This is a genomic window from Parapedobacter sp. GCM10030251 (genome assembly GCF_042666505.1).
Taxonomy (GTDB): domain Bacteria; phylum Bacteroidota; class Bacteroidia; order Sphingobacteriales; family Sphingobacteriaceae; genus Parapedobacter.
The window spans coordinates 414,905-436,792 of record NZ_JBHTDN010000004.1; the positions used below are offsets into that span (position 1 = coordinate 414,905).

Consider the following 21,888-nt stretch of genomic DNA (forward strand, 5'->3'; position numbering starts at 1 on the left):
TCAGGCCAAATGTATAACACAAGAAAATAGATGAACATAAGCATTAACCATATTTAACAAATTGTAACATTCATTAACACTCGATATCCACAGTTTTGTGACGGTTTTAATTCACAGTCTATGGACATTCGTAAAGGTTATAAGTTTAATGTCTTCCCTGTTTTTGCATGGTTTTACGCAGTAATATTTGCCGTCGCCTGCAAGCAGGGGGAGGGTATCCGGTTAGATAATGAAGGGATCGACGATCTGGGGATTGAAATTGTCGACACGCTGACAGTTGATGCCCGTACATTCTTGCTCGATCCGCTACCGACGGCTGCTACGGGTACGATCTTGGTGGGCAGTCTCCGGGATGAGGCGTTGGGAGAACTTCGTCTGTCATCTTATTTCAGAATTTCCAACAGTGAACTGAATTTATCCGGTTTGCCTGCGGACGCTGTTTATGATTCCTTGTCCTTGCGGTTGTTTTACGATGGCTATTACTACGGCGACACCACCGCTCAACTGCAGCTAGCCCTTCACAGGCTGTCCGAAGACTTGGAACTATCCGAATTGCCAGTCGCATTAGAGGATGACGAGTATCCCGTTTTTGTGTCCGGAGAAACCCTGTGGAGCGATCAGTCGGTTGCGTTTGAACCTACCGCATTAGGCTCCGCAACGTTTTTACCAAGGCCTCTTTCCACATCGGATACGGTGAGGATTAAACTGGACGATGCCTTGGGAAGATCGCTGTTTGATATGGCGATGAGTAACGATACGCGTTTAACGAATGCCGAAGATTTCATCGATTTTTTTAAAGGGTTGGTATTGATGCCAGCGGGAGACAACCAATGCATTGTGGGCCTTCGGGATTCCATCGCGTTGAACCTCCATTATTCCTACGAGCGGCAGTCCGATGGTATGCGTGCATCGGATACGTTAAGATTTACGTTAGGATCAACGGATTATCAATATAATCAGGTTACGTCAGATCGGCAAGGGACTGTTTTAGCGGATCTTTCGTACGAAAACAACCAACTGCCCGAGTCTGCTACGCTCCACCGGACCTTTATTCAAGGGACGTCGGGAATCGTAACCCGTTTACGGTTTCCCACCGCCCGTCAGTTTGTCAACAGCGCCAATATTGCGATCAGTAAGGCCCAGTTAATTATCGAGACAGACCAGTCCGCCCATGCATTATACCCTCCACCGGCGAGTTTGGTTATGATGATAGCCAACCCCTACGGTACGCCTGTTTCGTTCCTGCCGGCCAGTTATGCGGAAGCGACGCAAACCGCTTACTACCAAGCGGCCGATCAGGCTGGGGGCGCCGGTAATGGGAAATATGTGTTTGACCTTACCGAATACATCAGTGAAATGCGGAACAACACATCCAGCGAGTCGGAGAGCCTTTTGCTTACCATTCCGACAGCCGATTTAATGGCAACTGTGAACCGATTAGCCGTTGCTACCCAAGGGAATAAGCCCGCAATTAAATTACACTTATTATACGTAAAATTTTAAGACAATGAAAGAATTAGGATTAAGTAAACTGTTATTGCTTGTGGTCGTCTCCCTGATGCTGGGTGCTTGTTCAAACGATGGTGAAGATGATCCGGATGAATGGGTACGGGTAGCTGATTTCGAGGGGTTGCCGCGTAGTGGTGCTGCCGGTTTTACCATCGGCGATTATAGCTATGTAACCACGGGATACGGAACCAACTCGACCCGATTTAACGATACATGGCGGTATAATCCATCACAGCAAACGTGGACCCGGATGGCTGATTTCCCGGGTGAAGCACGAAACAACGCCGTGGCGTTCGTCGTTAATGGCAAGGGATACGTAGGTCTGGGCACCAATTCGACGGTCATGTTCAACGACTTTTATGAGTATGATCCGGTTGGAGATGCGTGGGCCCGGATAGACAATTTCCCGGGGGCGGCGCGGTATGGCGCCGTGGCATTCACCTTGAATAATCTAGGGTATGTAGGCACGGGGCGCGACGTAGATGCGCAGGATTATAACGATTTCTATAGTTACCAGCCTGATACCGAACAATGGACAAAGGTGAACAGTACACCTGCAAAACGGTCTTTCTCTTTTGCATTTGTATTGGACGGGCTCGCCTACTTGGGCGGGGGTACAAATAACAACCAAAACGTATCTTCCTTTTATGCATTCGATGGTGCTGCATGGACGGAGAAAGAGCCGCTTTCAGGTCGTGACGATGATTATACTTACAGCCTTACCCGATTGAGCCCTGCGGCCTTTGTATCAGATGGTACGGCTTTTATCAGCGGGGGCCTTACCAGTTACAACGGCTCGGCTACCGGGTCGACTTGGCGCTATGTACCGTCTGGTGATTATTGGGAAGAACACCAGTTGTTTTTGGGTTCATATCGTCAACAGGCGGTTACCTTTGTGCACGACGGGACCGCCTATATCGTGACGGGCCGCAGTGGCACGGTCCCTTTTGACGATATGTGGCAATTTGTTCCCATTGCTTGGTAGGTATCAAATACGTGAAAAAATGAAGAGATATTGGCTTATTGGTATGGTGCTTGTTTGCACAGTTTGGTCGTCAAAAGCTCAGTGGGCGATTGATTACAGTGTCCATGCCGGCGTTACGTTTCCGAGATATTTCCTGAGCGACATCAGCAGTGGTGTTAGCCGGGAAGCCTCGCCGACGGTCAATGGGCAATTGGCGGGCTTAATTACCTTTTTCCCCACTAAATATGTAGGATTCGAAACGGGTATTTCCATCGTCGGACTCGGAGCCAAGCTCGAAAAATCCGAGTTTGGCTCCCGGGAGGTTACCCAGCATACCTACTGGCTACAGGCCCCGCTGTCGGTAATCGGTAAGATGCCATTCAACGATTCGAGCCATGTGTTTATAAAAGTAGGCGGGTACTTCGGATATGGCTTGTACGGAAAAAATTACCTAAGTGGTTCTTACGACGGATCAGCTAGCGAGGATTTTATCTTCGGTACCGGAGGTACGCAGCAGTCAACAGACTATGGGTTTGTCATGGGCATGGGGTATCAAACCAAACGGGGGTATGTGATCTCGCTCAATTACCTGGCTGGCATACGGAACATCGCCCCATCCAGTGCCTCCTACGATCAGCGCAACGGTGCATTTTCTCTATCAATTGGCTATCGTTTTTAGCTGATATCGGCAATTTTTCCGTACCTTTGCCCCCGTTTTTAGACTGTGGGCATAGACGATATTTTATTGAAATACCGTGAAAGCGGAAAAGTAGCCGATTTTGCGAAGGCATTGCAAGGCAAAAGTCCAAAAATCCAGCTTCGTGGATTAATTGGGTCAGCTGATGCGATGGTGGCCGTAGCATGCTATCAATTGCAGGAGCGGCCAATGGTATTTGTATTACCCACCCACGAAGATGCTTCCTATTTTCTGAGCGACCTGGAAGGTCTATTGGACAGGCAGGTGCTGTTTTTTCCCGCTTCCTACCGCAAAGCGTTTGATTTCACGCAGACGGATAGTGCGCATGTTTTGCAACGTGCTGAGACACTCAGTACGCTAAATCATGCCTCCGAGCTGCCCAAAATGGTGGTCACCTATCCCGAGGCATTGGCGGAAAAAGTGATCAATCGGAACGATCTGCAGAAAAATACGCTGGAAATCACCCAAAGCAGTAACCTCGACATCGATTTCATCAACGAGTTCTTGCAGGAATACGAGTTTGAACGCGTGGATTTCGTTTACGAACCCGGCCAATATGCGATCCGCGGCGGTATTGTGGATATTTTTTCGTTTTCAAACGATCTGCCCTACCGCATTGAGTTTTTCGGCAACGACATCGAAAGTATCCGTACGTTCGATATTGAAAGCCAGCTGTCGGTAAGTAAAATCCATACAGTAACGATTGTACCCAACGTACAGGCAAAGTTTCTGACAGAAGGCAATATCTCGCTGTTGGAATACATCTCGGCAGATTCGGCCATCTGGTTTGAAGATGTCCAGTTTACACTGGATGTGGTGGCCAAGGGCTATAAGAAGGCCGGCGAGCTTTGGAAAGCGCTTCCCGATGCCGATAAACGTCAGAATCCTGAATGGATCGATCCGCGGTTTAATTTTGTGGATGAAAAGAACCTTGCCGCCATGATGCACGATTTTGCTGTAGTAGAGTTCGGCAAGCAATATTTCTACCAGGCTACTGAGTCTATTTCATTCGACCAGCGCCCACAGCCTTCGTTCAATAAGGATTTTAGCTTGTTGATCCATAATTTTAAAGAAAACGAGAAGGCGCATATCCAAAACTGTATCTTCAGCGATTCGCCCAAGCAGATTGAACGGCTCATCACCATTTTGGACGATCTGGATAAATCCGTGACGTTTACGCCCATTCATACGGCCCTGCGTGAAGGGTTTGTGGATATCGAACTGGGTGTCGCCTGTTATACGGATCACCAGGTTTTTGACCGGTATTATAAATACAAACGCAAAAAGGGTTACGAACGTTCGCAGGCCATTACGCTTAAAGAACTGCGGGACCTGAAACCCGGCGACTACATTACCCACATCGACCATGGCATTGGCAAATATGCTGGACTGGAGAAGGTGGAGGTTAATGGCAAAATGCAGGAGATGATCCGGTTGGTGTACGCCGACAATGACCTGTTGTATGTAAATATCAACTCGCTTAACCGCATCTCCAAATACACCGGCAAGGAAGGCTCGGTTCCGCGCATGAATAAACTGGGCACCGATACGTGGGACAAGCTGAAGAAAACCACTAAAAAAAAAGTTAAGGACATTGCGCGGGACCTGATCAAGCTTTATGCCCAGCGTAAAGCGCAGACGGGAAATGCCTATCCGCCCGATACCTACCTGCAAACGGAACTGGAAGCTTCCTTTATTTACGAAGACACGCCCGATCAGGAGAAGGCTACATTGGATGTAAAGCGCGACATGGAATCGCCGCATCCGATGGATAGGCTGGTGTGCGGCGACGTGGGCTTCGGCAAGACCGAGGTTGCCATCCGGGCGGCATTCAAAGCGGTGGCAGACAGCAAGCAGGTGGCTGTATTGGTGCCGACAACCATTCTGGCCATGCAGCATTACCGTACGTTTTCTGAGCGGCTCCAGGGCTTTCCATGCACGATTGACTACATCAACCGGTTCAAAACCACCAAACAAATCAAAGATACCCTGGCGCGGTTGGCGGAGGGGAAACTGGATATCATCATCGGCACGCATCGCTTGGTGAGCAAAGATGTCAAATTCAAGGACCTCGGCCTGATGATCGTGGACGAGGAGCAGAAATTCGGCGTGGGCGTGAAGGAGAAACTTAAGCAGCTCCGGGCCAACGTGGATGCGCTTACACTGACGGCTACACCCATACCGCGTACATTGCATTTCTCGCTGATGGGGGCACGTGACCTGAGTATCATCAATACGCCGCCGCCGAATCGCCAGCCTGTACAGACGGAACTGCATGTCTTCAATGAAACATTGATCCAAGAGGCAGTGAGCTATGAAATAGACCGCGGTGGCCAGGTATTTTTTATCCACAACCGGGTGGCCGATTTGCCTCAACTGGGTTTGCTCATCAAGAAGCTGGTGCCGCATGCCCGCGTGGGTGTAGCGCATGGGCAGTTAGAAGGCGATGCGCTCGAAGATGTCATGCTTAAATTCATCAACCACGAGCACGATGTGCTGGTAGCCACCACCATCATTGAGGCTGGGTTGGACATCCCCAATGCCAATACGATTATCATCAACCATGCCCACATGTTTGGCCTTAGCGACCTGCATCAGATGCGTGGACGTGTGGGGCGTACCAACAAAAAGGCTTTTTGCTATTTACTGAGTCCGCCGCTTTCCACGCTTACTTCGGAAGCTTACAAACGGCTTAGCGCCATCGAGGAGTTTTCGGAATTGGGTAGTGGGTTCAATGTCGCGATGCGCGACCTTGATATCCGGGGCAGCGGGAACCTGCTGGGGGCAGAGCAGAGCGGCTTTATTGCGGAGATCGGTTTTGAAATGTATCACAAGATATTGGATGAGGCTATCCAGGAGTTGAAGGACGACGAGTTTTCAGATCTTTTCAAAGACGTGAAGCCGCGTGATTTCGTTCCTTTTACACAAATTGATACCGATCTGGAAGTACTCATTCCGGATGAGTACGTGACGAACGTGGCGGAACGTTACAACCTGTACAACGAGATTGCCAAACTGGAAAATGAAGCGCAACTTGAAGCATTCAAACAGTCTTTACGTGACCGCTTCGGACCGGTACCACACCCCGTGGAGGAACTGCTCAACACGCTACGCCTCCAGTGGTTAGGCAAAGAAATCGGTTTCGAGAAAATCTCTTTTAAGAAAAACGTGCTGCGCGGTTATTTCGCCACCAACCCGGGTTATTTCGAAAGCGACCGCTTCGGTAAAGTGCTCCAGTTCGTGCAGCAGAATCCGACGATTTGCAACCTTAAGGAAGTGAAAGAGTCGCTCCGCATTGCTTTCGAGCAGGTACCTGACATTGGGCAGGCCATCCGTATATTGGGCGATATGGCAGCGTGATCATATTCCCAACGAAAACCGATCGACTCAAGGTATACAGGCGTTCGTCCCGTCTGCTTTCTTGGAATTTATTGAGTAGTCTACTTTTTTCGTAGACTAATTTTTTATTTGCATTTTTGTAGACCTAACGCGCATTGGATCATATGGAAAATACAGGCTTGGATTCCCCTGATGAACCGGTAACCGTGAATGTATACCAAGCAAGATGGGTTGCGTTTCTGGTTTCGATCCTGACGATTGGGTACCTTGCGTCTGGATATTGGTTTATTCCCACGTTCCTCGTTCCGGATTTTTTTCTACGGGCATCCCAACAGGGAAACTATAGTTTGCTCGAGCGCCTAAGCGACGTACTGCTCAACGTATTTCGCATGGGCAATAGTCCGGTGGATCGTGCGCCCAGGCGGTTTGCGGTTTGGGTCGGATTTCTATTCGCAGGCGCCATAGCGATCCTGTATGGGATAGGCGCTTCGTCCATTTCGTATATCCTTGCGGACGTGCTGGTTATTTTTGCAATTTTGGAGGCCGCTTTTGGCTTTTGCGTAGGTTGCCGTATCTATACCATAGTTAAGTCGTTGCTGCCATCAAGAAGTCAATAAATTAGTATACCATGAGTCATATTGAAACGGATTTAATCCACGCCGGGCAGGCATTTAACGAAACCCGTTCAGTGGTTCCACCTATTTACCAGACCGCTACCTATTTTGCGGATACCAATCCCGAGGATTTTCTTAAAGCAGCGACGGAAGCTCGTTATCCTTATTTTTATCAACGCCACGGCAATCCGGTGAGTAGTCAGGCTGCCGAATTGATTGCCAAACTGGAGGGGAAAGAGGCCGCTTTGCTCACCGCGACGGGCATGGCCGCGATCAGTACGGCGGTATTATCCGTGATTCGAGCAGGCGACCACGTGGTTGCGCAGCTTTCCCATTATTCGGCGGCAAGCATCTTGCTGAAAGAATTGCTTCCGCAGTTTGGGGTCGAAATCTCGTATTTTGATCAACAGGATACTTCCTCGTTAGATGCAGCGTTGCGGGATAATACAAGGCTTATTTATCTCGAAACTCCATCAAATCCAAATTTGGCAATTACTGATTTGGTGTATGTAGCTGACGTGGCCAAATCACGCGGTATTACAACGATCTGCGACAATACGTTTGCCAGTCCCATCAACCAGCGGCCCGGTGACTTCGGTATTGATGTGGTTGTTCACAGCGCAACGAAGTATCTGGGCGGACACAGCGACTTGACAGCTGGTGTGATTTGTAGTAGTGAAGAAATGGTGAACAAAGCATGGAAGAAATTGTTGTCTTTGGGTGGTGCATTAGCACCATTTGATGCCTGGTTGCTGCTTCGGGGATTGCGAACACTCGCTCTCCGGGTGAGGCAGATCAACGAGAACGCGTTGGCATTAGCCCATTGGTTTGAAAAACACCCGTTGATTAAGCGCGTGCTGTACTGTGGCCTGCCGTCACATCCGCAGCACGAATTGGCGAAACGCCAGATGATGGGTTATACGGGGATGCTCTGCGTGGAAGTGGATGGAAGGAATGAGCAAGAGCAATTCGCACATGCACAGACGGTGCTGAACAACCTGCATGTTTTTGCAAATGCGGCGAGTTTGGGCGGAGTTGAATCATTGGCGGTACATCCGGCCAGTATGTGGGGACTGCACCATTCTCCCGAACAGAAACTGAAAGCCGGTATAAATGATGGCATGTTACGCATTTCCGTTGGAATTGAACATATCGATGATTTGATCGGGGATTTCGAACAGGCGCTAGCACAATGTGCTGACTAGCGAAAATGCAAATTTACACAAAAACGAAACCGCAATAATTGTATTTTAGCGCTCCATGACTAAACATAAGATATTATCATTTGGCGAATTGCTGTTGCGGTTGAGTTCCTCCGGTGAATCATTTTTGGGAGAAAATGGCCAGGTGGTCGTTTTTCCCGGCGGTTCGGAAGCGAATGTAGCCGCCTCACTGGGGCAATGGGGCGTCCCGTGCAGCTACTTGAGCCGCATTCCTGAGAATGACCTGACTTCACAAATCCTATCGACCTTGACAAGTCTCGGAGTAGATGTGTCGCCTTCGTTGCTGGAGGGGGACAGGCTTGGACTGTACTTCCTGCTGTCGGCAAATGGGCTTAGCAAGGGCGAAGTGGTATATGATCGGAAATATTCGGCTTTTAGCCAATTGAAGCCCGGTATGATTGATTGGGATCGGTTATTGGATGACTTCACCTGGTTTCATTGGAGTGCGTTAACGCCGGCTTTGAATGAAGACTTAGCAGCTGTTTGTCAGGAAGCATTGAATGCTGCACGCACCAAAGGATTAGTCGTGTCCGTTGATCTCAATTACCGCAATCGGTTATGGAATTACGGGAAGGATCCCATCGAGGTTATGCCGGGCTTGCTTCAATATTGTAATGTCGTAATGGGCAATATCTGGGCCGCCAATAAAATGCTCGGTACATCCGTATTGGAAACATTGGGAAGAGATACCGAACCGGATGTTTATTTTGAGCATGCCAAGGAATCCGCCCAAGAAATATTCGGGTTATTGCCCGAATGCCAGCACGTTGCCTATACATTTCGTTTTATGGACAGCGCGACCCATAATCTGCTGTATGGCACGTATCATACGCGGGAAGCGGACGTGATGTCGGCTATCAGTGAAACCAATCAGGTGATTGACCGGATTGGTAGCGGCGATGCCTTCATGGCAGGCTTGATCTATGCATTGGTAGCAGGTAAAGGAGGTCAAGAGGTGATCGATACCGCAACAGCCGCGGGATTCAAGAAATTGTTTGTCAAAGGTGATTTTGGAAACGGGGATTTAGGGCAAGGATTATTTTAATCATCAAAGGCTCCATCTGATAACCAAAAAGCAAAAAATAAACAGATGAAAAATACGCTCGAACATATTCTCCAGTATCCGATACTTCCGGTTTACTACCATGACGATATCCAGACTTGCACCAAAGTTGTGAACGCTTGCTACCAAGGTGGCATCCGTGTCTTTGAATTTGTCAATCGTGGGGATAAAGCTCCTGAGAATTTTTCTCAACTCCTGAGATTCCAGAAGGAAAACTGGCCGGATCTTTTGTTGGGAATCGGTACAATTAAAACGGCGGCAATGGCCGCTGCCTATATAGAGATGGGCGCAAGGTTTATTGTAAGCCCCGTGGTGAAGGCAGAAATTGCCGAGGTGACGCTTGGGAAGGACATCCTGTGGGTGCCGGGATGCATGACACCCACCGAGATCAGTCTAGCGGAAGACCTAGGTGCTCCATTGGTTAAGCTCTTTCCGGGCGATACGCTCGGGACCGGGTTTCTCAAAGGGATTAAACCGTTATTTCCTACCATGCGATTTATGCCAACCGGCGGCGTAAATCCGACAGAAGAAAGTATTTCCACGTGGTTCGATTCGGGTGTGAGCGCGGTGGGGTTAGGTTCCAAGTTGTTTGCGAAGCCCGAAGGAGCCACAGGCTACGATTGGTTGGTGGAACGGAGTAATGAACTGATGCGTACGGTGAGCGCTTACACGCAGCAATAAATAAGCAACGCTGCATAATAGATCATTGAACACCAAAGATATATGCGGTTTTTGATCCAAATGGCGCTGCTTAGTACGAGGAATGCGATTGTAAGTAATACAAGCCAGCTAATCTGGTTCCCCGTAGCGTTGAAGTATGCATAAACGACATGGACGGCGAGCACGTTAAACAGGAAAAGGGCGGCGGGCACTAGGTAGTGCTCTGTGTGTGTATCATGCCGTTTGTTGTATTTCCTTTTTGCTGCTTTCATGCCAAGGGTCGATGGTTACGGTTAAATAGGCGGGATAAGTACCGTAAGAGCGCGTAGCCAATTAAACCGATCAATAAGGTGTTGATCAGGATACCGGCGATGAACGAAGCTGTTGCATAGCCGACAAACAGACTCATCAAAGCAATTCCAACCAAAAAGAGTAGTACGGCCATGCTGTATACAAATGTGGTTTTCCATACATCTGTCCGGTGGAATTTCTTCTTTTTTTGACTGCGGAGCAGGAAGATAACGAAGCCGCTGATGGATAAGAAGCCACTGGTTAATCCGAGCAACGCATAGAGGGCCTTGAGCATCAATCCGCCGAAGTCGCCGAAGTGCAATGCTTCCTGTATGAAATAGAATTTGTGACTGGGCGGCTGTTGTCGGACATCGTACTTGAAAATTGGACGATAGTCTGTTTTTGAAAGAACCAGTACGTTGATGTCGCGTTCGTAAATCTGCCCCGCGATATTACCCCGCACGGTGACTGTTCCCGAACCGTTGGTTGAGGAAGAGAGTTGGCGGGGTTGAAGTGCTGGAAATTCTTTTTTTGCGGTTTTCAGGATTTCATTCCAATTGACGTGCATTGCCTTATCGGCTTCCGGTTCCATGACGATGGCTGCCTTGAATGTATTGGGGGTTTTGATCTCCAACCATCGCATTAGCCAAGGCTGTAATCCCAGCCAAGCACCGGTGAGCGCAATGACAACGTTAAATGCCAGTGCGCTTATGCCCAATATTTTATGCCAATCGGCCATGATGATACGCATGTCCCTGGTTTTTCGCAGCTTGGGCCACGACTGCTTTTTCATAAAATTGCCATAGATAAGCAGACCGGTGATGGCCACGACGGCCAATGCCAATCCACCAATGCCCACCAGCTGGCGCCCCCAGTATCCTTCATATAACCTAACATGCATCTGCCGCAGATAATTGGCCAAGGAATTCTGGTGATTGCGTTGCCCGATGATCCGATCTTTTCCGGCATCGATGAAAAAATCGACACGTTTCAAATTGCCACCTTCAGGTCGCAAAATGACATCAGCATGTACCACCTGTCCGGAATGATCGGGTAAGCTGATGGACAGCGAACTGTAGTCGGGATGTTGGTTGATTAATGAATCGATAGATTGACTGAATTGTGGGTCGCCTGTAGGGGAGGGGGACGACAGGGCATTGTAATGATGTCTGACAATCCATCCGTCGATTTCCGGAATAAATACGGCAACCGCGCCGGTAAGGCTGAGTGCACCGATGAGGATACCTGTATACAGACCTACCCAATGGTGAAGGCGCCAAAATAATTTTTTGTTATTCTCAGCTTTGCCGACGCGTTTGGACATGTTCAATCCGCTTAGAATGTATAACCTACACCGATCAGAAAGTTCCGTGGCGTGCCCGGATACAATCGGTTGAAATCGTAGCCGCCCACCCAATGGGTCTTGTTGAATACATTATTGAGGTTGGCAGACAATTTAAATTTGTCGATGGTGTAATACAATGCGGCATCGGCAACCACGTAAGACGGCAATGTGAGGATATCACTGAGCGTTGCACGTGTGCTTACGTAATTAGCTCCGGCTCCGATGCCGATACCGTTGAGGGCCGGAATTTTGAACGTGTATTTCGCCCAGATACCCCCTTGATTTTTGGGTGCATTGGGGAGTAGGTTGCCGACCTCTTTCGGATCATCGCTTTCCGTGATGACGGTCTCGTTAAGGGCAAAGTTAGCGGTCACGCTCAGGTTAGGTTTGATTTGACCGTATACATCCAATTCGATCCCGCGCGATCGTTGTTGCCCTAATTGTCTGAGCAGGTCTGGATTCCCTGGGTCGTTGGCATTGATTAGAATATTGTTTTGTTCAATGTGGTAAATCGCGGTATTAATGCTCAGCAGTTTATTGAGAAACTCCATTTTAGCGCCCCCTTCATACATCGTGCTGGTGAGTGGGTCAAACGGTCCGCCGAATGTCTCGGGGTCGCCAATGGTTCCGGCGCCTTGGGGTTGGTAACCCTGCGCGTAGGTGACGTATAAGCTTACAGGTTCTACGGGCGTGTAAACGAGACCGAATCGCGGGATGAATTTCTTTTGTTCTACTGTTTCTTCGTTACTCTTTTTATAATTTAACAGGTCGATATAGAATTCCTGCCTTACAGCCAACAGCGCTTGTATTGGGCCCCAGGTAATCTGATCTTGAAGATATACGCCATTTACGTAGTACTTCGTTATGGCTTGGGCGCTCGACTGATTAAAATAGCCAGAGATTTCAGAGATGGAATAGTCGGGATTTGTCAGATCGAAATGGGGTACATTGGGAATAGGGAGTCCGGTCTTTGGGTCAAAAAGGTAGTTTGTCCTGTTTGATGGATCGTAAGTACGATAGAACCCATTATTTGTTGCATTCCGATAACCTCCATTGGCATTGTAATTGGACCCACCTACGGGCGAAATGTTTTGAATGTAATCATAGCCTACCAACAGTTTGTGGGCTAATGGTCCAGTTTTGAAATCGACAACGAAATATAACGTGATGTTATCGTTGTAATTTTTCCGCTTGCGGCGAATGGTCTGCATTTGCATCAATGTAGGGATTTCTACGCTGTCTGCATCTAGCGCATAGCTATTAGAAGTGCGGTGTTCCAATAAATCTTCGTCGTAAAGGAACTTCATGTAGGAGGCGTTGAATGAGATTCGATCCGAAAGCTTATGCTGTAACGATGCTGTGGTATATAGATTAAGCTCATTGGCATAATCGTTTTCCTTACCGATTGCAAAAGAAATAGGAGTGGAATAGAGGTCGGTACCTGCCGTGGCTCCGAAAATGGGCTGACCACGATCCAGCCGTGACTTGGTTTTCGAGTACACGAAGTCCACGTTAACCTGCGTGCGGTCTGTGGGAAGGAACGTGATGGAAGGCGCAATGACCATGTCTTCACCGCCTTGCAGCACCCGGAATGACTGTGCGTTTTGGTAGGCAAGATTCAAGCGGTATAGCAGGGTTTTCTCCTTATTCATAGGGCCGGTAAAGTCGCTCACGATGCGATACGTATTGTAACTGCCGGTAGCGAAGCTTACCGATTTCCGAGCGACGTCGAGTGGTTTTTTGGTAACCGTATTTACGGTACCCCCTGGATCGGTATTGGCAAACAGCGCCGATGCCGGGCCCTTTATTACCTCGATACGTTCCACATTGGGAAGCAACGATTGTGACCAGCTATTGGTCGCATCCCTTAATCCGTTGATTAATGCATTTCCAGCCCTAAACCCCCGTAGCGTAAAATCATTGTTATAATAGGAAAAGGTATTCACCCCACTGATGTTTTTGAGTACATCGCTTGTTTTGAAAGCCTGCTGGTCTTCGATGACTTCTTTCGTTACATAGCTAATGGCCTGGGGTACGAACTTAATAGGCGTTTCGGTCTTGGTACCTGCAAACGACGACGTATTTTTATAAGTCTGCTCTTTCCGACCAAGGATTTCGACTGCCTGTAATTGATTTTCAGCGGGTGCAAGCGTTACCGATAGGTTGTTGCTGTTCGCAGCAGGCAACGAGATGCTGAGGCGGGTTGCCTCGTATCCGAGGTAGGAAAAAATCAACATATAGTGGCCATCGGATAAGCCTTCAAAGGAAAAAGTGCCCTTTTCATCGCTGACCCGGCTATTCGGAACACCTGATACACGTACCGTAACACCCGCCAAAGGCTGTTGATCGATAGCCGAAATAACTTGTCCGCCCAACGTTAGATTTTGAGCATAGCTATCCGGATGCAAAAAGAGGGCAATTAGCACTGTGAAGAGGTAGGATCGTTTCCCCATATATTATTTGGATTTAATTTAAATAAAGTGCAATGTTAAAAGAAATATTCGTTAAATTCAAACCTCATCGAAAATGAGCCGAGGTAAATGCTATCTTTACAGCTATTGATTATAGACGCATTACCATTCGCTTAACCGCTTTGGATTACATAAAACAACGGGATAATGGAAAGAAAGACTTTTATCAAAAACATCACGTTTGGCGCGGCGGCTTTTACTATACTGCCAAGGCATGTATTGGGAGGTAAAGGTTTTTTGGCTCCGAGTGATCGCATTGCGCTAGGGTATATCGGAGTTGGAAAACAGGCGCTTGGATTGTTGGATAATATCAATAGCTGCCCGGAAACGATTGTATTAGCAGCTAGCGACGTGGATTCGAAAAAATTGACCCGTTTTGTTGAACGCGCGACCGAAGCGAATGCGAAGAAAGTAGCAACGCCTGTGATCGGTTTTAGGAAATACCGGGAATTGTTGGAACGGAAAGATATCGATGCAGTAGTGGTTGCTACGCCCGATCACTGGCATGCGCAGATCTGCGTCGATGCGGCCAAAGCGGGCAAAGATATTTATTGTGAAAAACCATTGGCGCTGACTATCACCGAAGGTCGGGCAATGGTAAACGCGGTTAGAAAATACAAGCGTGTATTGCAGACAGGCAGTATGCAGCGCTCATGGAAACCCTTTCGGCACGCGAGTGAACTGATTACAAACGGCTACATTGGCGATATCAAGGAAATTAATGTGTCTGTCGGGGAGCCTGTCAGGCAATGCGATCTGCCTTCGCAGACGATTCCCGATGAACTGGATTGGAATTTATGGATCGGGCCATCGCTTTATCGCGGCTACCATCCCATCTTGGCACCTCCCATCGAGAACACCAAGGATTGGGCCGGATGGAGAAGTTATCATGGCTTTGGTGGCGGTTTCATCACTGACTGGGGAGCTCATATGTTTGACATTGTGCAATGGGCCTTGGGGATGGACGAAACAGGCCCGGTGTCCTTTCATGCACCAGAGGATCCATTGGCAAAGGAAGGGGCATCATTTCGCTATGCCAATGGCATAACGGTGAACCATAAACTTTGGGGACCCGGAAACGCTATACAGTTTGTCGGCACGGAAGGGACCATTGAAGTATCGCGAAGTTTCTTACGATCGACTCCTGGATCCATTGTAGAACAAACACTCAAACCTTCAGATAAACGGCTTTATCAAAGCGATAATCATTACCAGGATTGGGTGGATGCCATTAAAAAAAGGAACCGCCCCGTGGCTGATGTTGAGATCGGGCATCGTACAGCTTCTGTATGCAATGCCGTGAACATCGTCTATGAGTTGCAACGTGATGTAAAATGGAATCCAAAAAAGGAGGTGTTTGATGATGCTGCAGCAAACCTGATGCTGTCGAGGCCCTATCGGGCTCCGTGGGATTTTATGGATTTTTAAATGAAACTTCGACGACTGCTGGTTCTATACGATTGACTGGCAGTCGTTTTGCTCAGCGCAACCTTTCCCGATCGTATATCAACAGTATTCTCCCGTGCCTTCATCAACCCCACTCGATCGATTGTCTGGCATAGGAAGTGATTTAGCGTCTTGCTAACAAAAAATGTAGCCAGGTTAAAATAATTTTGGGCTGATTAATCCTTTGTTAAGCTTTTTTTAATGTACGCGTCTATTTTAGCAAGCTGAATTATAAGCACAACTATGATATTCCTAGCAACATTGAAGAAGTATTTTTTTTGTGGCCTGCTTTGTTTCGGTATGCTGGCCGCTGGCGCACAGACTAAACATAGCAGCCAAACCGATTACCCCTCATACAAGGGGCTTATCATGGCCGGATACCAGGGGTGGTTTCGGGCGGAGGGAGATGGGTCCGGTGCTAAAAACTACAGTTATGGAAGCGAGAAACGAACGGGCATTGACATGTGGCCCGATGTATCCGAATATGAAAAAACCTACGAAACTCCGTTCAAACTTCCCAATGGTCAACCGGCTCGTTTCTTCAGTTCGTATGACAAAAGCACCGTGGACCTCCATTTTAAATGGATGCGGGATTATGGAGTGGATGGGGTATTCATGCAACGTTTTTTCAGCAACGCGCGGCCTGAGAATCGGGATAATGCCGCAGCAACGATTCTGAAAAATGCGTTTGACGCAGCTTCGACGTATGACCGTGCGATCGCAGTGATGTACGACCTGTCGGGATTGAAGGCAAAAGGCGAAGATTGTTCCGCAATCATTGAAGATTGGAAATACCTGGTAGACGAGTTGAACGTGACCAATCAGGCGGGAAAGAAGACCTACTTACACCATAACGGGAAGCCGGTGGTGGCGATCTGGGGTGTTGGCTTTCCCGATCGGCCCTACAACATCCGGAATATTGGATTGGAACGCTTGATCGACTTCCTTAAAAATGATCCCGTGTACGGTGGATGCACGGTGATGCTGGGTGTGCCTACGGCATTCCGGCAGCTCAATGCGGATTGCGTAAATGATCCCTACCTGCATGAGCTGATAAAAATGGCCGATATCGTATTGCCTTGGACTGTACAGCGTTACAGCCCGTTGTTGCATAACGACATGGATCGCTTGCGGGATAACACGTTGGATGATCTCAAATGGTGTAAGCAAAACGGGGTAGCCTATGTGCCCTGTGTATACCCAGGCTTCAGCTGGCACAATTTGAGCAGGTACGAATTTCCGGATGACATCAAACCCGTGGGCTCCATCCCGCGTATGGGCGGTACGTTCTATTGGCAGCAGATTGCAACGGTTTTACGATCGGGAGCATCCATGTTGTACGTAGCGATGTTTGATGAGGTCAACGAAGGGACCGCTATTTTCAAAACAACCGATACGCCTCCTGTAAGCAAGCAGGCATCTTTCGTAGGAATCGAAGGTGTACCTTCAGATCATTACCTTTGGCTCACCGGCGAGGCAGCCAAGGTTCTCCGCAGGGAAAAGCCGTTATCAATAAAACTGCCGGAACGTAACGCTAACTAAAATAAACTACTTGATGATGATAAAAATATTCACTGCGTTCAACACGTTGCTCCTATTTATTTACGCGGGTGCCTTTGCACAGGTGAAGGTGGCCTGTGTCGGAGCCAGTATCACAGGAGGGCACGGCATTGACAATCCCGCCGAACGGGCTTACCCCGGCCAATTGCAGGCTTTGTTAGGCAGGCGGTATCAAGTTGCAAATTTCGGGGTGGGAGGGACAACGCTGCTGCGCAAGGGCGATTTCTCCTATTGGGATACCCAAGCGTATCAGGACGCATTGAAGTTTGCCCCCGATATGGTGTTCATCGATTTGGGAGGCAACGACGCCAAGGCAGTGAATAGATCCCATTACGGCGAACTGGTTCGTGATTGCCGTGATATGATACAATCGTTCCGGCAACTGCCGTCACAGCCCAGGGTGATTCTTTTACTTCCGTTTAAATCATTTGAAACCGATACCAACCAGATATGGGACAGGACGATCGTCAACGAGATCGCCCCCCGTATGCAGCAGGCGGCATTGGAAGAAGGCATAGAGGTACTCAATATGCACTCACTGCTCGTCGATAAACCAGCATTGTATATCGATAAAATCCACCCCGGGGAAGAGGCGGCCGGTATCATCGCCCACCGTCTGGCAGAACAGATTAACCTGGAGCTTGACACAGCATATGATGTGTTTAAACACCTTGGCCGGTCCTTTACACCGGGTTCCTTTTTTGGTTACGAAGAAGCGGATTTCACATTGGATGGCCGGGAATGCAAGGTAGTAAAACCCAAACGCGTGGCCAATGGAAGGCCGTGGGTTTGGCGGGCCCGGTTCTGGGGACATGAGCCGCAAGCGGATATTGCACTACTGGAACGGGGGTATCACATCGCGTATTGCGATGCGGCAGAAATGCTGGGCAATGAAACGGCTATTTCGTTGTGGAATACGTTCCATGCGATACTTTACGATGCCAGTCTGAATCGCAAGGCGCTTTTCGAAGGAATGAGCCGTGGGGGTGTTTATGCATTGAATTGGGCGGCAGCGAATCCGGATAAGGTTGCAGGTGTGTACGTAGACAATCCGCTGCTCGACATGCGTGCTTATGCGCTGCTGAAAAGAGAAATGGCCGATGGGATCCGTCAGGCATTTGGCCTGGCAACCGATGGAGCCGTGGAAAATTTTAAGGGAAGTCCGATGGATAAAATCACGGCTATTGTAAGTGGTGGCTATCCGATACTGATTCTTTGCGCGGATGCGGACGAGGCCGTGGATCCCGAAACCCAGACGCTTGCTTTTGAGCGGAAAGTGAAGGCGGCAGGTGGCGACATCACGGTCATCATGAAACCTGGATTCAAGCATCATCCCCATGCCTTTCCCAACCCGACCCCTATTGTTGATTTCATGTTGAAGGCCACTGCTGCAACTTCCGTTGCCAGTTCACGTACCGGAGAGATCCGAGCGGGATGGATGGACCGGGCGCGTTTTTCGAATGGAGGTAACCGGCCCGTTGGTAGGAACGTGCTTTGGTATAAGCAATCTGCCAGTGTCTGGGAAGAAGCATTGCCAATCGGGAATGGCCGTTTGGGTGCAATGGTATTCGGTGGGGTTGCCGACGAACGGATTCAGCTTAATGAGAGTTCACTTTGGGACGGTTATGCGCTGGATCCCAATAATCCGGAGTCACTGAAAACACTGCCCGAGGTTCGGAAGCTGCTTTTTGAAAATAAAAACAACGAAGCAGTGAAGCTGGCTGAGCAAACCATGATGGGCCGCCCGCGTGGTGTAAAACCCTACCAATCACTGGGTGAGCTTTGGTTTGATACACCGCATCTGGCGGTGACGGATTATACACGGAGCCTTGATCTGGCTACAGGGATTGTCACCGTACGGTACCGTCATAATGGCGTGTGGTATACCCGCGAAACCTTTGCTTCTGCAGATCATGATGTGATTGTCGTGCGGTTTACTGCTGATCAGGGGAGAAAGATCACCGCTTCATTTACCTTGCGGCGTCAGCAGGATGCCGTGGCTGTGCCACACCCCACGGATGCTCAATCGTTGTTGTTGAAGGGGAGGTTACCGATCAAAGATGCCGATGGGAATGATCGGGGTATCCGGTTTGCTGCACAGCTGAAGGCCGTGACGGCCGGCGGCCGTACCGCGTTTCATGACGACGTCCTGGCGGTAACAGATGCGGATACGCTGACCTTGTACATTGCCGGCGCAACCAACTATCCCGGTCTTCAACAGATCCACAGCACATATGATTTTTCCGGCGTTCCTGAAGATAGCTGTGCGGCGGCCATTGCCAAGGTGATGCGTCAACCTTATGAGATGGTGAAAACGGCACAGATTCGGGAGCACCAACAGTATTATGGCCGCGTGGCGCTTGAATTGGGCGCCGTAGACGAAAAAGGTAAAACATTGGCCACGGACGAGCTACTGGAAGACGCCAGGAAAACAGGCCAGCTTCATCCTTCACTGGTGGAAACGTATTTTCAATATGGACGTTACCTGCTCATCGCGAGTTCACGGCCGGGGACCATGCCTGCAAACCTGCAAGGATTGTGGGCATGGCAGATGAATCCGCCATGGAATGCCGATTATCACACCAATATCAATCTCCAGATGAACTACTGGCCCGCAGAGATTACCAACTTGCCGGAGATGCATCTGCCCTTGTTTGACTTAACTGAAGCCTTGGTAAAACCCGGCGAACGCACGGCCAGTGTATTGTATGGTGCGGATGGCTGGGTGGTACACCACTTGACCGATGCCTGGGGATTTACAGCACCAGCGGATGGACCGCAAGGTATCTGGCCGATGGGGGCCGCATGGCTGGCGCAACACCCCTGGGAGCATTACTGCTATACATTGGATACGGCATTCCTACGGCAGCGCGCTTATCCCCTGATGAAAGGAGCCGCTGAGTTTATCCTCGATTTCATGGTAGAAGCTCCAGCGGGCACACCCGTGGCAGGTAAACTGGTGACAAACCCCTCCTATTCGCCGGAGAATTCGTTTATTTTGCCCAATGGAGACCATTCGGTCTTTACGTACGGTGCAACAATGGATCTGGAGATTATCCATGATTTGTTGACGAACTGCATTGCGGCTGCCAAGATTCTGGATGTAGACAAAGATTTCAGGGACACATGCTTAAAAACACTTTCCAGGTTGGCGCCGATCCAGATCAGCAAAACCACAGGCCGGGTAATGGAGTGGGTGGAAGATTATAAAGAAGTAGACCCGCACCATCGGCATACGTCGCATTTGTTCTCGCTTCACCCCGGTAACCAGATATCCGTGACCGGTACACCTGAACTTGCGGAAGCTGCCAGGAAGACCTTGATCGCGCGTGGAGATGATGGTACCGGTTGGGGGTTGGCCTGGAAGATCAATATGTGGAACCGCCTGCACGATGGCGACCATGCCTATAAGCTACTGGGGGTATTGTTGAAGGAGAAGACGCTCCCCAATTTGTTTGATAACCACCCACCTTTCCAGATCGATGGGAACTTCGGTGCAACAGCTGCAATTGCGGAGATGCTTGTGCAGAGCCATGTACCGCTTAAAAATAATCGCTTCGAGGTTCACCTGTTGCCTTCCTTGCCCACAAACCTGGCAAAAGGATCGGTAAAGGGATTACGTGCACGGGGGGATTTCGTCCTTGATCTTTCATGGGAAAATGGAACGTTGAAAGAGGCCCGCATTTTTGCCGAAAAAGGAGGAAAGCTGACGCTGCGGCTCGGTGACCGGACAGTGAACTTTAAGACGAAAAAAGGAGAGACCTTAAACTTAAATGGCGCGTTGAAGCGTATTTAGACATTAGCACATCGTTGCCACGAATGGGCTTGTTTAATATAAATAAGATATGAAGCATATAAAAATGATCGGTGCACTCGTAATCATGTGCATCAGTGGACAGGTGTTGTTTTTCGGACATGCACATGCACAGGGAAACAAAATCTTGGTATTCAGTAAAACGGCTGGATTTCATCACGGGTCTATCAAACAAGGGGTCGCGGCCATTCAGCAGCTGGGATCGGAACACGGCGTAGCAGTAGATACGACCATTGATGCAGCAAAATTCACCGATGCCAATTTGAAACAGTATGCTGCGGTGATTTTTTTGAGTACAACCGGCGACGTATTGGACGATGCCCAACAGCAAGCGTTTGAGCGCTATATCCAAGCGGGCAATGGCTATGTAGGTATTCATGCAGCGGCAGATTGCGAATATGATTGGCCCTGGTATGGCAAGCTATCGGGCGCCTACTTTGCCGGCCACCCAGCGCCGCAGGAAGCCGTATTGGACGTGCTTGATAAAGATTTTCCGGCAACGCAGGGATTGCCCTCCAAATGGAAGCGGCAGGATGAATGGTATCGCTTCCGGCAATTTTCCAGAGAGGTAAAAGTCCTGATCAACCTTGACGAAAATAGCTATGACCCTGCCGAGCAGGGCATGGGTAACCCACATCCGATTTCGTGGTATCATGCATACGATGGCGGCAGGGCTTTTTATACAGGCTTGGGGCATACGGAAGAATCTTTTTCCGAACCCCTTTTCCTGCGACATATTTGGGGAGGAATTACCTACGCAATGGGCCATTAGGTGGACAGATCAACTAATTTAAAGGACTAGTATACTAAAACGAAACAGATGGAACCTGCCTGAATTGCAATTCACAAAATGACATTAATAATTCTTGCAAGCTCCATTGCCTTAAAAAAA

14 protein-coding genes are annotated in these 21,888 nt (G+C 49.0%); 12 read left to right on the forward strand and 2 right to left on the reverse strand.

What is annotated here, in order from left to right:
• The first annotated feature begins 120 nt into the window (after nt 1–120).
• The 8 genes from ACFQRK_RS14010 to ACFQRK_RS14045 all read left to right on the forward strand — a co-directional run bounded on the left by ACFQRK_RS14010 (nt 121) and on the right by ACFQRK_RS14045 (nt 10,090).
• Nucleotides 121–1,503: a DUF4270 family protein gene (locus ACFQRK_RS14010; protein WP_379007699.1), complete on the forward strand. Its 1,383-nt coding sequence runs from the start codon at nt 121–123 to the stop codon at nt 1,501–1,503.
• Nucleotides 1,504–1,507: 4 nt separating this feature from the next.
• Nucleotides 1,508–2,494 (forward strand): Kelch repeat-containing protein, encoded by a 987-nt coding sequence (locus tag ACFQRK_RS14015; RefSeq protein ID WP_379007701.1) that lies wholly within the window; start codon nt 1,508–1,510, stop codon nt 2,492–2,494.
• A 19-nt stretch (nt 2,495–2,513) separates the two neighbouring features.
• Nucleotides 2,514–3,152, forward strand: coding sequence for an outer membrane beta-barrel protein (locus tag ACFQRK_RS14020; protein WP_379007704.1), 639 nt, complete (start codon nt 2,514–2,516; stop codon nt 3,150–3,152).
• Between the two features lie 45 nt (nt 3,153–3,197).
• On the forward strand, nt 3,198–6,530 hold the full coding sequence (gene mfd / locus ACFQRK_RS14025; protein ID WP_379007706.1) for a transcription-repair coupling factor: 3,333 nt from the start codon (nt 3,198–3,200) through the stop codon (nt 6,528–6,530).
• Nucleotides 6,531–6,673: 143 nt separating this feature from the next.
• Nucleotides 6,674–7,126 (forward strand): DUF4395 domain-containing protein, encoded by a 453-nt coding sequence (locus ACFQRK_RS14030; RefSeq protein ID WP_379007707.1) that lies wholly within the window; start codon nt 6,674–6,676, stop codon nt 7,124–7,126.
• Nucleotides 7,127–7,137: 11 nt separating this feature from the next.
• Nucleotides 7,138–8,328: a trans-sulfuration enzyme family protein gene (locus ACFQRK_RS14035; RefSeq protein WP_379007709.1), complete on the forward strand. Its 1,191-nt coding sequence runs from the start codon at nt 7,138–7,140 to the stop codon at nt 8,326–8,328.
• A gap of 55 nt (nt 8,329–8,383) precedes the next feature.
• The gene (locus tag ACFQRK_RS14040) at nt 8,384–9,391 is read left to right on the forward strand and encodes a PfkB family carbohydrate kinase (protein WP_379007711.1); all 1,008 of its coding nucleotides are present in this window, start codon (nt 8,384–8,386) and stop codon (nt 9,389–9,391) included.
• A gap of 45 nt (nt 9,392–9,436) precedes the next feature.
• Nucleotides 9,437–10,090, forward strand: a complete 654-nt coding sequence (locus tag ACFQRK_RS14045; protein WP_379007714.1) for a bifunctional 4-hydroxy-2-oxoglutarate aldolase/2-dehydro-3-deoxy-phosphogluconate aldolase — start codon at nt 9,437–9,439, stop codon at nt 10,088–10,090.
• Between the two features lie 247 nt (nt 10,091–10,337).
• Here ACFQRK_RS14045 and ACFQRK_RS14050 read toward each other — a convergent pair whose 3' ends face one another.
• Both ACFQRK_RS14050 and ACFQRK_RS14055 read right to left on the reverse strand, forming a co-directional pair.
• Entirely contained in the window at nt 10,338–11,684 is a 1,347-nt protein-coding gene (locus ACFQRK_RS14050; protein WP_379007716.1) for a PepSY-associated TM helix domain-containing protein, read from the reverse strand.
• Nucleotides 11,685–11,695: 11 nt separating this feature from the next.
• Nucleotides 11,696–14,158: a TonB-dependent siderophore receptor gene (locus ACFQRK_RS14055; RefSeq protein WP_379007718.1), complete on the reverse strand. Its 2,463-nt coding sequence runs from the start codon at nt 14,156–14,158 to the stop codon at nt 11,696–11,698.
• A 165-nt stretch (nt 14,159–14,323) separates the two neighbouring features.
• Here ACFQRK_RS14055 and ACFQRK_RS14060 point away from each other — a divergent pair, with 165 nt between their 5' ends.
• The 4 genes from ACFQRK_RS14060 to ACFQRK_RS14075 all read left to right on the forward strand — a co-directional run bounded on the left by ACFQRK_RS14060 (nt 14,324) and on the right by ACFQRK_RS14075 (nt 21,768).
• Nucleotides 14,324–15,604, forward strand: coding sequence for a Gfo/Idh/MocA family protein (locus tag ACFQRK_RS14060; protein WP_379007720.1), 1,281 nt, complete (start codon nt 14,324–14,326; stop codon nt 15,602–15,604).
• Nucleotides 15,605–15,865: 261 nt separating this feature from the next.
• Entirely contained in the window at nt 15,866–17,164 is a 1,299-nt protein-coding gene (locus ACFQRK_RS14065; RefSeq protein ID WP_379007723.1) for a glycoside hydrolase family 71/99-like protein, read from the forward strand.
• 13 nt (nt 17,165–17,177) lie between these two features.
• Nucleotides 17,178–20,978 (forward strand): glycoside hydrolase N-terminal domain-containing protein, encoded by a 3,801-nt coding sequence (locus ACFQRK_RS14070; protein WP_379007725.1) that lies wholly within the window; start codon nt 17,178–17,180, stop codon nt 20,976–20,978.
• Between the two features lie 49 nt (nt 20,979–21,027).
• Nucleotides 21,028–21,768 (forward strand): ThuA domain-containing protein, encoded by a 741-nt coding sequence (locus ACFQRK_RS14075; RefSeq protein ID WP_379007727.1) that lies wholly within the window; start codon nt 21,028–21,030, stop codon nt 21,766–21,768.
• The last annotated feature ends 120 nt before the right edge of the window (nt 21,769–21,888 follow it).

Bases quoted from the DNA above. Each gene is read 5' to 3' on its own strand.
- ACFQRK_RS14070 (WP_379007725.1), top strand. From the start codon at position 17,178: ATGATGATAAAAATATTCACTGCGTTCAACACGTTGCTCCTATTTATT.
- ACFQRK_RS14040 (WP_379007711.1), top strand. From the start codon at position 8,384: ATGACTAAACATAAGATATTATCATTTGGCGAATTGCTGTTGCGGTTG.
- ACFQRK_RS14065 (WP_379007723.1), top strand. From the start codon at position 15,866: ATGATATTCCTAGCAACATTGAAGAAGTATTTTTTTTGTGGCCTGCTT.
- ACFQRK_RS14045 (WP_379007714.1), top strand. From the start codon at position 9,437: ATGAAAAATACGCTCGAACATATTCTCCAGTATCCGATACTTCCGGTT.
- ACFQRK_RS14030 (WP_379007707.1), top strand. From the start codon at position 6,674: ATGGAAAATACAGGCTTGGATTCCCCTGATGAACCGGTAACCGTGAAT.
- ACFQRK_RS14035 (WP_379007709.1), top strand. From the start codon at position 7,138: ATGAGTCATATTGAAACGGATTTAATCCACGCCGGGCAGGCATTTAAC.
- ACFQRK_RS14015 (WP_379007701.1), top strand. From the start codon at position 1,508: ATGAAAGAATTAGGATTAAGTAAACTGTTATTGCTTGTGGTCGTCTCC.
- ACFQRK_RS14050 (WP_379007716.1), bottom strand. From the start codon at position 11,684: ATGTCCAAACGCGTCGGCAAAGCTGAGAATAACAAAAAATTATTTTGG.
- ACFQRK_RS14075 (WP_379007727.1), top strand. From the start codon at position 21,028: ATGAAGCATATAAAAATGATCGGTGCACTCGTAATCATGTGCATCAGT.
- ACFQRK_RS14020 (WP_379007704.1), top strand. From the start codon at position 2,514: ATGAAGAGATATTGGCTTATTGGTATGGTGCTTGTTTGCACAGTTTGG.
- ACFQRK_RS14010 (WP_379007699.1), top strand. From the start codon at position 121: ATGGACATTCGTAAAGGTTATAAGTTTAATGTCTTCCCTGTTTTTGCA.
- ACFQRK_RS14055 (WP_379007718.1), bottom strand. From the start codon at position 14,158: ATGGGGAAACGATCCTACCTCTTCACAGTGCTAATTGCCCTCTTTTTG.
- ACFQRK_RS14060 (WP_379007720.1), top strand. From the start codon at position 14,324: ATGGAAAGAAAGACTTTTATCAAAAACATCACGTTTGGCGCGGCGGCT.